General features: G+C 37.5%; 12 protein-coding genes and 1 riboswitch. All 12 genes read left to right on the forward strand.

The window, feature by feature from the left end; translation table 11 throughout:
- The first annotated feature begins 283 nt into the window (after positions 1 to 283).
- The 12 genes from sufC to A194_RS16925 all read left to right on the forward strand — a co-directional run bounded on the left by sufC (position 284) and on the right by A194_RS16925 (position 13180).
- Positions 284 to 1069: a Fe-S cluster assembly ATPase SufC gene (sufC, locus tag A194_RS0101800; protein WP_017185172.1), complete on the forward strand. Its 786-nt coding sequence runs from the start codon at positions 284 to 286 to the stop codon at positions 1067 to 1069.
- Between the two features lie 19 nt (positions 1070 to 1088).
- Entirely contained in the window at positions 1089 to 2396 is a 1308-nt protein-coding gene (gene sufD / locus A194_RS0101805; RefSeq protein WP_017185173.1) for a Fe-S cluster assembly protein SufD, read from the forward strand.
- Positions 2396 to 3619 carry a cysteine desulfurase gene (locus tag A194_RS0101810; protein ID WP_017185174.1) on the forward strand — a complete coding sequence of 408 codons (1224 nt, stop codon included), beginning with the start codon at positions 2396 to 2398 and terminating at the stop codon, positions 3617 to 3619. The genes sufD and A194_RS0101810 overlap by 1 nt, the downstream gene beginning before the upstream one ends.
- Positions 3609 to 4064: a Fe-S cluster assembly sulfur transfer protein SufU gene (gene sufU / locus A194_RS0101815; protein ID WP_017185175.1), complete on the forward strand. Its 456-nt coding sequence runs from the start codon at positions 3609 to 3611 to the stop codon at positions 4062 to 4064. Before A194_RS0101810 ends, sufU begins: the two co-directional genes overlap by 11 nt.
- A 37-nt stretch (positions 4065 to 4101) precedes the next feature.
- On the forward strand, positions 4102 to 5499 hold the full coding sequence (gene sufB / locus A194_RS0101820; protein WP_017185176.1) for a Fe-S cluster assembly protein SufB: 1398 nt from the start codon (positions 4102 to 4104) through the stop codon (positions 5497 to 5499).
- Positions 5500 to 5609: 110 nt separating this feature from the next.
- Positions 5610 to 5921, forward strand: a complete 312-nt coding sequence (locus A194_RS0101825; protein ID WP_017185177.1) for a GRAM domain-containing protein — start codon at positions 5610 to 5612, stop codon at positions 5919 to 5921.
- 174 nt (positions 5922 to 6095) lie between these two features.
- Positions 6096 to 6926, forward strand: a complete 831-nt coding sequence (locus A194_RS0101830; RefSeq protein ID WP_017185178.1) for a sulfite exporter TauE/SafE family protein — start codon at positions 6096 to 6098, stop codon at positions 6924 to 6926.
- Between the two features lie 19 nt (positions 6927 to 6945).
- Positions 6946 to 8319 (forward strand): bifunctional metallophosphatase/5'-nucleotidase, encoded by a 1374-nt coding sequence (locus tag A194_RS0101835; protein ID WP_017185179.1) that lies wholly within the window; start codon positions 6946 to 6948, stop codon positions 8317 to 8319.
- 62 nt (positions 8320 to 8381) lie between these two features.
- Positions 8382 to 8687 (forward strand): YunC family protein, encoded by a 306-nt coding sequence (locus tag A194_RS0101840; protein WP_017185180.1) that lies wholly within the window; start codon positions 8382 to 8384, stop codon positions 8685 to 8687.
- A 74-nt stretch (positions 8688 to 8761) separates the two neighbouring features.
- Positions 8762 to 9547 (forward strand): sporulation protein YunB, encoded by a 786-nt coding sequence (gene yunB, locus A194_RS0101845; RefSeq protein WP_017185181.1) that lies wholly within the window; start codon positions 8762 to 8764, stop codon positions 9545 to 9547.
- 60 nt (positions 9548 to 9607) lie between these two features.
- Positions 9608 to 9776, forward strand: a riboswitch (Lysine riboswitch).
- 129 nt (positions 9777 to 9905) lie between these two features.
- Entirely contained in the window at positions 9906 to 11450 is a 1545-nt protein-coding gene (locus tag A194_RS0101850; protein ID WP_017185182.1) for a Na+/H+ antiporter NhaC family protein, read from the forward strand.
- Between the two features lie 329 nt (positions 11451 to 11779).
- Positions 11780 to 13180, forward strand: coding sequence for a sodium-dependent transporter (locus A194_RS16925; protein WP_017185183.1), 1401 nt, complete (start codon positions 11780 to 11782; stop codon positions 13178 to 13180).
- Positions 13181 to 13239 lie beyond the last annotated feature (59 nt).

Consider the following 13239-nt stretch of genomic DNA (forward strand, 5'->3'; position numbering starts at 1 on the left):
GTTATGAGACGTTAAGCGAAGCAATTTGACGTAGCAATATTAAAATGAGTAACCAGCCTTTATCATTTTTGAAAAAGAAATTCTCATTTATATAAATTGTTTTGTTGCATCGAAGCGGTTTTCGTTTAAATTCGTCGTATTTTTTACTATAATGGAGAAGGTAGGTAATGGTTGGTTATTCTTAGTGAATAAGTTGAATATACTTTGGAAATGTTTTAAACTAATAATGATAATAAATTGAGAATGACCAGACATTGAATTAATAGAAATTGGAGGTATTCAAATGGCAGGATCAACTTTAGAGATTAAAGATCTTCATGTTGAAATCGAAGGAGAAGAGATTTTAAAAGGTGTAAACCTTACAATTAATGGTGGAGAATTCCACGCGGTAATGGGCCCGAACGGTACAGGTAAATCAACTTTAGCTAGTGCTATTATGGGTCACCCTAAGTATGAAGTAACTAAAGGTCAAGTACTTTTAGATGGTGAAGATGTACTAGAAATGGAAGTTGATGAGCGTGCTCAAGCTGGTCTATTCCTAGCAATGCAGTATCCAAGTGAGATCAGTGGTGTAACAAACTCTGATTTCTTACGTTCATCTATTAATGCACAACGCGAAGAAGGCGATGAAATTCCATTAATGAAGTTCATTAAAGAAATGGATGCAACAATGGATTCATTAGAAATCGATAAAAATATGGCACAGCGTTACCTAAACGAAGGTTTCTCTGGTGGTGAGAAAAAGCGTAACGAAATTTTACAGCTTATGATGTTAAAACCAGCAATCGGGATTTTAGACGAAATTGACTCTGGTCTAGACATCGACGCGTTAAAAGTAGTTTCTAATGGTATTAACCAAATGCGCGATGAGAAATTTGGTTGCTTAATCATTACACACTATCAGCGTTTACTTGATTACATCACACCAGACCACGTACACGTTATGATGCAAGGTCGCGTTGTTAAATCTGGTGGTCCAGAACTAGCACACCGCCTAGAGGCTGAAGGTTATGACTGGATTAAAGAAGAACTAGGAATTGACGACGAAACAGTAGGCCAAAAAGCATAACACGATAGGAGGGTAACGAATGGCAGTGGAAACACATTTACCTTATGACAAGCAATATGTCACGGAATATTCAGAGAAACGAAACGAACCAGCTTGGTTTAAAGATATTCGCTTAAAGGCATTTGATTTAGCTGAAGAGCTGCCAATGCCTAAATTAGAAAAAACACGCATTCGTAACTGGAATTTCACGAATTTCAAGCACGATGTAGCAGGTAACAACATCGATAGCTTTGATGAACTACCTGAAAAAATTCGTGTACTTCTAGGCGAAGGCGTTGAAGACCGCAACATAATCGTTGTTCGTAATAATGATGTTGCTTATGCAAAATTAAGTGAAGACTTGAAAGCTAAAGGTGTAATCTTTGAAGACATCTTTACAGCTATGGAAGAACACAGTGACTTAGTTCAAAAATACTTCATGCAAGATGGTGTTTCTGTAGATGAGAACAAATTAACGGCACGCCATGCTGCTCTATTAAATAGTGGTGTATTTTTATACGTTCCGAAAAACGTAGTAGTAGATGAGCCAATTCAAGTTGTGTTTTGGCAAGAAGACAATGAAGCGGCGCTTTATAATCACGTATTATTAGTTGCTGATCAGCATAGTCAAGTAACATATGTAGAAAACTATGTTTCAAACAACGAAGAAGAAGAAACTGTAGCTAATATCGTAAGCGAAGTCTTTGCTTTAGATGGCGCTAAAGTCTCTTATGGTGCAGTTGATAACTTCGCAAAAGGTACGACTTCTTACGTTAACCGTCGTGGAACAGTTGGCCGTGATGCAACTTTAGAATGGGCATTAGGACAAATGAATGACGGTAACACAATTTCTGAGAACATTACGAACTTAATGGGTGATAATTCATTATCACACGCAAAAGCTGTAACAGTAGGACGCGGCAACCAAAGCCAAGACTTCACAGCAAAAATCAGTCACTACGGTAAGGCTTCTGAAGGTTATATCCTACAACACGGTGTTATGAAAGACCGTGCAGCTTCAATCTTTAACGGAATTGGCAAAGTTGAACACGGTGCAGCTCAATCAAATGCTGAACAAGAATCTCGTGTACTAATGCTTTCTGATGGTGCACGTGGTGATGCGAACCCAATTCTACTAATCGATGAAGATGATGTAACAGCAGGTCACGCAGCATCTGTTGGTCGTGTTGACCCATTACAACTGTTCTATTTAATGAGTCGTGGTATTAGCCGTAAAGAAGCAGAGCGCTTAGTTATACATGGTTTCTTAGACCCTGTTGTTAGAGAAATTCCAATCGAGACAGTACAAACACAACTTCGTGAAGTTATTGAAGGGAAAGTATACTAATGACAAACTTGGATTATGTTCGTAGCCACTTTCCGATTTTAAATCAGGAAGTCAATGAACATCCGTTAGTCTATTTAGATAGTGCTGCAACGTCTCAAAAACCAAAATCGGTTATTGAGACGTTAGAAGACTACTATAATCGTTATAACTCTAATGTTCACCGCGGTGTGCATACACTTGGCTCTCACGCTACAGATGGATATGAGGGTGCTCGTGAAAAAGTAAAAAACTTTATTAATGCTTCAAGTATTAAAGAGACAATTTTCATGCGTGGTACGACAACAGCTTTAAATACTGTCGCTTACAGTTATGCTCGTACTAATCTGTCTGAAGGCGATGAGATTGTTTTAACTTTAATGGAGCACCATAGTAACATTATCCCTTGGCAACAAGCAGCAAAAGCTACAGGGGCTACGTTGAAGTATCTACCGTTACAAGAAGACGGCACGATCTCACTAGATGATGTTCGTGAAATGGTAACAGAAAAGACAAAAATCGTTGCTATGGCACATGTATCTAATGTGTTAGGCACGATTAACCCAATTAAAGAAGTAGCTCAAATAGCTCATGATAATGATGCTGTAATTGTTGTTGATGGTGCACAAAGTGTTCCTCATATGAGTGTTGATGTTCAAGATTTAGATGTAGACTTCTACGCTTTCTCTGCTCATAAAATGTGTGGCCCAACAGGTGTCGGCGTTCTATACGGTAAGCAGTCTCTTCTAGAAGAGATGGAACCAGTTGAATTTGGTGGTGAGATGATTGATTTCGTTGAACTATATGATTCAACTTGGAAAGAATTACCGTGGAAATTTGAAGGTGGTACACCGATCATTGCTGGTGCAATTGGTTTAGGTGCGGCTATTGATTACTTGAACGAAATTGGCATGGAACAAATTGAAAAACATGAGCATGAACTGGTACAATATGCACTAGAGCAGATGAATACAATCGACGGTATTACGATATATGGACCAATTGAGCGTGCAGGATTAGTGACGTTTAATTTACATGACGTACATCCACATGACTTAGCGACAGCGTTAGATTCATTAGGTGTTGCTGTAAGAGCAGGTCATCACTGTGCACAGCCACTAATGAAACATTTACAAGTTGCTGCAACTGCACGAGCTAGTTTTTACATGTATAATAATAAGCAAGACGTTGATGTATTTGTCGATGGACTTAAGAAAGCGAAGGAGTATTTCGGCGATGTCTTTTAATAACTTAGATACACTTTACAGACAAGTTATTATGGATCACTACAAAAATCCACGTAACCGTGGTCAATTAGAAGGTGACCATATAACAGTCGAGCTAAACAATCCCACTTGTGGAGATCGTATAGACTTACAACTCAAAGTAGAAGACGGTGTTGTTAAAGATGCTAAGTTTGAAGGAGAAGGTTGCTCCATTAGCATGTCTTCTGCATCTATGATGACACAAGTTATAATTGATAAACCTATAGAAGATGCTTTGAAAATGTCTGAGATGTTCTCAGATATGATGCTTGGTAAAGAAATGGAAGGTTACGAGTTCGACATTGAGAGCTTAGGTGACATTCAAGCATTACAAGGTGTCTCAAAGTTCCCAGCACGAATTAAATGTGCGACATTAGCCTGGAAAGCAATGGAGCAAGGTGTTGAAAAGGACGACAAGCAAGGATAAAGGTACTTGCTTACAATCTTTGAAGGAGGGTGAAAGTATGGCTAAGAAAGCACCTGAAGTCGGTGATTACAAGTATGGTTTTAATGATCGTGACGTATCAATTTTCCGTACTGAAAGAGGCCTTACAGAAAATGTTGTGCGTGAAATTTCACGACAAAAGGACGAACCTGAATGGATGTTAGAATTCCGCTTAAAAGCGTTTGAACAGTTCCACAGCATGCCTATGCCGCAATGGGGTGGAGACTTAAACGAATTAGACTTTGATGAAATCACTTATTACGTAAAGCCATCTGAACAAACTGAGCGTTCTTGGGATGAAGTACCGGATGAGATTAAACAAACGTTTGATCGTTTAGGAATCCCAGAAGCTGAACAGAAGTACTTAGCTGGTGTATCAGCGCAGTACGAATCAGAAGTTGTATACCACAACATGGAACAAGAGCTTGAAGACATGGGTGTAGTATTCAAAGACACAGATACAGCACTTCAAGAAAACGAAGAACTATTCCGTGAATATTTCGGTAAAGTTATTCCACCATCTGATAACAAGTTCTCAGCATTAAACTCTGCAGTATGGTCTGGTGGTTCATTCATCTATGTTCCGAAAAATACAAAAGTAGAAACGCCATTACAGGCGTACTTCCGTATTAACTCAGAGAACATGGGACAGTTTGAGCGTACACTAATTATTGTAGATGAAGGTGCATCAGTTCACTATGTTGAAGGTTGTACAGCGCCTGTTTATACAACAAACTCACTACACAGTGCAGTTGTTGAAATCTATGTACAAAAAGATGCTTATTGCCGTTACACAACAATCCAAAACTGGGCAAACAATGTTTATAACTTAGTTACGAAGCGTGCCTCAGCTGGAGAAAATGCAACGATGGAATGGGTTGACGGTAACTTAGGTTCAAAACTGACGATGAAGTATCCAGCAGTGCTTCTAAAAGGTGAAGGTGCACGTGGTATGACACTTTCCATTGCATTAGCTGGTAAAGGACAGCACCAAGATGCTGGTGCGAAGATGCACCACTTAGCACCGAATACGTCATCAACGATCGTTTCTAAATCGATCTCTAAACAAGGTGGTAAAGTAACGTATCGTGGTATTGTACACTTTGGTAAAAAAGCAGAAGGTGCACGTTCAAACATCGAATGTGATACGTTAATCTTAGATAATGAATCAACGTCAGATACAATTCCTTACAACGAAGTTCTTAATGAAAACATTTCATTAGAGCATGAAGCGAAGGTGTCTAAAGTATCTGAGGAACAGTTATTCTATTTAATGAGCCGTGGTATTTCAGAAGAAGAAGCAACTGAAATGATCGTAATGGGCTTCATCGAGCCATTTACGAAAGAGTTGCCAATGGAATACGCTGTAGAAATGAACCGCCTAATCAAGTTCGAAATGGAAGGTTCAATCGGTTAATATCAATTAATTGCGAGAGGCGAGCTTTTTAAGTTCGCCTCTTTTTATAATACAATTTTATTCCAGAAATAGGTGATAGAAAGTGTGTAGTTGTGAGGGAGTGGTTAAGGTTGACTGATTGTCTAAAAGAAGGTTTAGCTAATTTGTGGAAAGATAAAGAAGCCGTTGGAGGAAAACTATATTTAACTAATAAAGAATTAATCCATAAGCCACACAAAGCAAACATTCAAAAAGAAGATGTTTTTATTGATGTTCAACAGATTGTGAAGGCTGAATTTTATACAAACAAAGTTTTTAAAGTTCCCCTTATGAAAAACGGGTTGAAAGTTGTATTAGATTCTAATGAAACTTTCTACTTTGTCGTCAATAAAAGAAATGAATGGAAAGAAGCAATTGATCGTTTATTAACCTGTGATGATTAAAATCACGCTAATATAAGGAACCGAAAAATATATTGGTTTATTAAGTTTATAATATGGTATGATAGTAGGCGTGAGGTCACCTCGCGTATTTTTTGCTTTAAAAAGGCAACATTAAGGACTTAAAGTCTTCTAATGTCATCAATGTTAATCTTCAAAGAATGAAGGGATATTATAATGGTCTTTATCATAATGTTTATAATCGGATTATTAAGTGCTTTCGTCGGCAGCATTGCTGGTTTAGGTGGAGGCGTTATTTTTGTTCCGGTTTTATTGTTTTTTGCTGAATTTAATGAAAGCTTCTCTTGGGTTACACCTCAAAATGTAGTTGCCATGTCGTTAATCGTCATGATTTTCACAGGACTATCTTCGACCTTAACATTTTTAAAACGCAAACGAGTAGATGTTTTTAGTGGGACGCTATTCTTAATTGGAAGCATACCTGGAGCATTAACTGGTGTTTATATTAATCAGTTTGTTCATATTGATGCTTTTCAGTTATATTTCGGAATGCTCATGCTTGTTGTCGTGAGTATGTTTTTTGTTAAGAAAAAGTTAGTGAAAGAGCCAACACTCCCCAATATAAAACCTGGACGTTTTCGTATGACAAGAACATTCGATTTATATGGGAAGAGTACTACATATTCTTATTCTGCTATTTTAGGTATATTTATTGCTTATTTTGTCGGTATGATGTCAGGGTTATTCGGAGTAGGTGGCGGCTCACTAATGGTACCAGCTATGATTTTGCTATTTGGTTTCCCGGCACATATTGCAGCGCCAACTTCTATGTTTATGATCTTCTTCTCAAGTGTCGTATCATCAAGTGCACACATTGCAGCTGGGCATGTCATATGGGCATTTACTTTAGCTGCTATACCCGGAGCGTGGATTGGTGGGCATTTAGGAGCGGTTGTGAACCAGCGCTTAAATAGTAATGTCATTGAGTGGATTTTAAGAATTGTAATGATTATAATCGGCATAAGATTAATAATACAGTCTTTCTAAATGAAGGAGATTAATCTGAATGAAAGAACAAATCCATTTATATTTTACAAGTGACTTACATAGCCACTTTCAATATTGGCCTCACATAATGGACTCAATTAATAAAAGAGTAAACCAACATAAAGTTGATGGGGAGTATTACTTATTACTTGATAATGGGGATCACGTGGATCGCGTCCATCCAATTAGTGAAGCGACTTTAGGCCAAGCTAACGTAAAGCTTTTAAATAAAGCGAACTATCATACTGTTACATTAGGTAATAACGAAGGCATAACGTTACCGAAAGACAATTTGTATCATTTATATGATGATGCACGATTTGATGTGGTCTGTGCTAATTTAAGACCAGTAGATGCAACAAGCCCTTCTTGGTTAAAGACTTATAAAATTTACACAACCCCAAATCAAACAAAAGTGGGTGTCATCGGTTTAACGGCCCCTTTTAAAAAGTTTTATGAGCAATTAAATTGGGACGTAACAGACCCTTATGCTGAGTTGGATCAGTACATTCCAATATTACGAAATGAATGTGATTTAATCGTCGTTTTGTCGCATTTAGGGATGTACGATGATGAAGCAATTGCTGAAAAATATCCAGTTGATGTGATTTTGGGTGGGCATACTCACCACCTTTATGAAGAAGCAAAAGAAGTAAACGGTACACTAATTAATGCAGTCGGTAAGCAAGGTCGTTTTTTTGGGTATGTTAACTTAGTAATTGAACATAATCAATCTAAAAAATCACAGGCATACGGGGAAGCGATCCCGATTCCAGCAACACTAGACCTAAAAACAGTAAATTACTTAAATGAGTTAGAAACATATGCCAATGAACAGCTTAACCAAGTGATTACAAACCTTAAAAAGCCCTATGAGATTAGTTGGTTTGAAGAAAGTGAAATCATGAGTGAATTTGTAAAAACACTTAAAGATTGGACCGGTGCAGATGCTGCTGCCTTAAATTCAGGAGTACTATTACAAGGCTTTAATGTTGGAGCAGTTACAAAGAAACATATCCATGAAAGCTGTCCGCATCCAATGAATCCTTGTAAAATGGTGTTAACGGGTGAGGAGTTAATTGAGACAATCAAGCTTTTTGAGAGTGAACGTTTTACTAACTTTAAGTTAAAAGGGTTAGGTTTTCGAGGGCAAGTGATTGGTAAGATGATTTATTCTAATATCACATTTGATTACAATTATTATTCTAATATAATACAAAAAGTATATTTAAACGGTGAAATTGTTAATCCGGATAAAGAATATACATTAGCAACAGCTGATACGTTTTCTTTCCCTTGGCTAATACCTCCGATTTCAAAAGTTAATAAAAAGAAGTATTATATGCCAGAGTTTTTACGTAATGTATTAGAGGAGTGCTTGTCTAAAAGCTAAAATTAGACAGGCACTTCTTTTTTTTTCATTCATAACTTATAAGGAGAAGGAGGTTGGTGTCATTGATTCACGTAGAGCCAATATGGATTGAGGATCATGCTTTTACTTTCACTCATGTCGAATTACCTAAAACAGATTTACTTATCATTTCTAATGACATCGGGTATATTATGTGCGGTGCTTTAGATGTAGATTTGCTAAATGAAAAACTACATGACCGCCAAATTGTCGCAGCGCGTGCTGTAGGAGTTCGTAATCGGGATGAGTTATTGTATGCCCCATTACAAAAGGTCACGAAGTACTCTGAGGAAAAATACGGATGGTATGAAGGAATGATTGGTAAGCAAGCATTACTTTCTTTAAATTAATTAGTTAGGCCCTCCGACATTTATACATGCCCCCTTAACCTAAAGCATATAGTTTGGGTAGAGGGGGTTTTTACGTGCGTCGATACAAACCGAGAACTTGGAACAGGAGAAAACCGAAGACGTTTAGCCAAATCCTCATGATGACATTCATATCATTTATAGTAGCGATCATTTTATCTGTATGGATTATTAACCGTGGTATTGAGCCAACATTAATTGAAATTGCTGAGACAAAAACGAATCAATTCGCACGAGAAGCGATTAACGAAGCAGTAAGTAAACGAATTGCTGATGACTTGCAAGCAGATGATCTGCTTAATATTGAAACAGATGATAATGGCAACATTGTTTCGATAAATTGGAACAGTGTCGTCATTAACCGTGTATTGCGTAATACGACATTTCGTGTGCAAAACTTTTTAAAGAGAATTGAGCGTGGCGAGATTACACCAGAGGATACGTTAAACTTTGATTTAGACGATGATATAATTATACAGGAAGATACGGTAGAAGAGCATCGCGCTATTGTGAGGATCCCAATCGGTCAAGCGACTAATAATGCATTACTTGCTAATTTAGGTCCACAAGTCCCAGTACATTTTAGAGTGATTGGTGATGTGCAGTCTGATGTTGAAAGAAGAGTGACAGAGTATGGTATTAATAACGCTTTAATTGAATTAGATATTCATATTCAAGCAAACGTTCAAATTGTAATCCCATTTGCAACACGAACGACAGAAGTGGAAACAAGTGTACCTGTCTTTGTAGGTGCTGTGCAAGGGCAAGTGCCAGATTTCTATAACCAAGGAGCTACTGATTCTCCAAATGTTTCTATTCCGTTTAGGGATTTACAAGAGTAGTAAGGCATGATATATTTACTTTTGTGTGTGAAAATCAAATAAACTTATAACCTTATCGATCGATGAGGTAGAGGTGCACTTATCATTAGTAGCATGTGTGAGGATGACAACGAAGATCATATGTGAAAGGGTTAAGTGCCGAAGTATTCAATTAGTCAATAGTTGAGTATTGGTGTATTTCTGAACAAGGGGTACACTCTCGCGTGAGAAGCGGGGCGCTACTGATCGAGAAATAACCGACTTTCCAAAGTAATGGTAGATTTCTCTATCATTACTTTTTTTATTGCTCTAAAAAATAGTATTTGAGCATAGTGAAGAGAAGCGGAATTCTCGTAATACCAAAAGGGAGGAAATAAACATGGAAGGAACAATTTGGTCATTAATTCCCCCGTTAGTGATGATTTTACTAGTGTTACTGACTCGTAAAGTATTATTGTCATTAGGGGCTGGAATAATTGTTGGAGCTTTGATGGTTGAAAGCTTCAATATTGTAGCTACAGTTGAAAGAATCTGGTTTTCTTTTCAACATTTATTCTTTATGGAAGGTGAATGGGATATTTGGAGTCTTCAATTAGTCGCCTTCTTATTATTACTTGGAATTTTAATTGCATTTCTAACAGCTACTGGAGGCGCACAAGCTTTCGGTAATTGGGCTGTGAAACGTATTACAACTCGTAAAGGGTCTCAGTATACAACAGGGTTTTTAGGTCTTGGAATTTTTATTGATGACTACTTTAATAGTTTAACGATTGGTCAAGTTTCTCGTCCAGTAACGGACCGTCAAAATGTCTCACGCGCAAAATTGGCTTATTTGATTGATTCCACATCTGCACCCGTTACGGTATTAACACCAATTTCAAGTTGGGGTGCTTATATCATTGGAATCATTGCTACGATCATTGCAACACATGAGCTAACGAATATTGGCGCTTTAGAAGCGTTTATTCAAATGATTCCGTATAACTTTTATGCCATTGCAGCGATTGTATTAGTTTTCTTAGCTGTGTATTTCAAGTTAGACTTTGGGCCGATGAGAAAGCATGAGATCCGTGCACAAGAAACAGGTGAACTTATTGGCCCGAATAACACAGATGTACCTGGCGACTTAAAAGGTGGCGTCATTGAAAATATTAATGGTAAAGTATTCAACTTACTAATTCCAATTCTCGTTTTACTAGCAACGACTGTGACGTCAATGATTGTTACAGGTGTTCAAGCTTCAGAAGGGGAAGTCTCATTAGTTTCGATCTTTGCCAACACAGATGTTAACTTATCACTCGTTCTAGGTGGTACGTTCTCAGTCGTTGTTGCGATGCTATTCTATTTCGTTCAACAAGGTGAGAAAACGAATTTCTTCTTAGTTACTTGGGAAGGTATTAAAGCGATGCTTCCAGCTGTATACATTTTAGTACTAGCGTGGATGATTGTGTCTGTTATTGAAGCTATTGGAACTGATCAATATTTAGTGTCTCTAGTAGAAGAAGCTAACTTAGATGCTGCCTATTTACCATTGATTATTTTCTTAGTTGCTGGTGTTATGGCATTTGCAACGGGAACATCTTGGGGAACATTTGGTTTAATGTTACCAATAGCAGGTTCAATGGCTGTTGCTCTTGAGCCAGGCTTACTCATTCCTGCATTAGCAGCTGTGTTAGCTGGTTCAGTATTTGGAGATCACTGTTCACCAATTTCAGATACGTCTGTACTGTCATCAACAGGTGCAGGATCTAATCATATTGATCACGTAATTACTCAAATTCCTTACGCATTAACTGCAGCTGTTTCAGCAACTATTGGTTATCTAGCATTAGCTCTAACTAGCTCTGTTATTGTTGGCTTAGTGACAACATTAGTTTTATTAGTAGTAATTGTTTTATTAATAAAACAATTGATTAAGTCGTAAAGAAGCACAAAAGGTTTCGGCCTTTTGTGCTTTTTTTATAAATACACTAAGTTGAAAATAAAATTATTTAAAAATTTTTAACACAACTGTTGTCATAATATGTCGACCTTTGTTAACATAAATAGCGTTGCTCTCTCAAAGGATTATAAAAATTGCGACTTTTTAACTAAGACAATGTATTGTTTTCGAAAAAAACTTGCAAAAAAATTGTCAAAAAATTATAATAAAAACAAAATAGTCAATATATTTATTTTGAGAGGGTTGGTACATTAAAATAAACAAGCAAGTACATGTACACTAAAACTAGAAAACGAAAGGGGAATATGATTATGCAGGGACGTGAACAATGGGCAACGAGGCTCGGGTTTATTCTAGCAGCAGTTGGTTCAGCAGTTGGTCTAGGTAACATTTGGCGTTTCTCTTATGTATTAGGAGAAGGCGGAGGATTTGCATTTTTAATCGCTTATATTATTTGTATTTTCTTAATCGGTTTACCTGTATTGCTAGCTGAAATTACAGTTGGTCGTAAAGGTCAATCGGATGCGATTGGTTCATTTGAAAAGATTGCTCCAGGAAAGTGGTGGAAAATCGGTGGTGTTTTAGGTGTTTTATCCGGTTCACTAATTTTGTCTTTCTATGGTGTAATCGCAGGTTGGGTTTTCTATTATGTGTTTAGTTACTTATCTGGATCTGCTGGTGGCGTCGCAGAAGGTGGCTACGGTGATTACTTTGGTGGATTTATTGGTGGGACTGTTGGCCCAGTATTTTGGCAAGTTCTATTTATGGCAATTGTAGTAGGAGTTGTCTACTTCGGAGTTAAGAAAGGTATTGAGCTTGCAAACCGCATGTTCATGCCGTTATTAGCTTTACTAGTAGTTATTTTAGCAATTTACGGTCTAACGATGGACGGTGCTGGTGAAGCGATGAACTTCATGTTCTCACCGGACTTTGGTCAGCTAGGTAATATGGAAGTTTGGGGAATGGCAATTGGTCAGGCATTCTTCACGTTATCACTAGGTATGGGTGCCATGATTACTTATGCATCTTACTTACCTAAAGAAACTAAGCTTCCAAGTGCAGCAGGTACAGTTGTAACATTGGATACTTTATTCGCAATCTTTGCTGGTCTAATGATCTTCCCTATTGTGTTTACATTCGGTTTAGACCCAGCTGCGGGACCTGAACTAATCTTTATTACACTGCCAGAAGCATTTGGTCAATGGGGTACTGGTGGAACAATCTTTGGTATCTTCTTCTTCTTCTTAGTCGGTATTGCAGCACTATCTTCTGCAATCTCACTATTAGAAGTAGGTGTATCATGGGCAATGCGCAAGTTTGACTGGAGTCGTAAGAAGACAGCTTTAATAGCTGGTGCAATTATTACGGCATTCGGTGTACCTTCAGCACTTTCCCAAGGCGGACCATTAAGTCAAGAAATCTTTGGATTTCCATTCTTAGACTTAATTGATACAGTCACTGACCAATACACATTAGCACTTGGTGGTATGATCACGGCGTTATTTGTAGGTTGGGGTTGGAATAAGATCGAAGTATTACGTGAAACAGGTTTACAAGACACTACAATCGGTGCTATTTGGATTTGGTTCTTAAGGATTGTAGCACCAGTTGGGATCTTCTATATCGTAGCGAATAACTTCTATAACATGTTTATCGCTTCAGAAGAATCGATGAGCTACTTAATCATCCAAATGATTAATTACTTCCTATAAGTTTTAACATTAAAACATGAGCCTGAACTCAGGCTCATGTTTTTTAATTTCTGGCTCTA

This window comes from Alkalibacillus haloalkaliphilus C5 (assembly GCF_000269905.1).
GTDB lineage: Bacteria > Bacillota > Bacilli > Bacillales > Alkalibacillaceae > Alkalibacillus > Alkalibacillus haloalkaliphilus_A.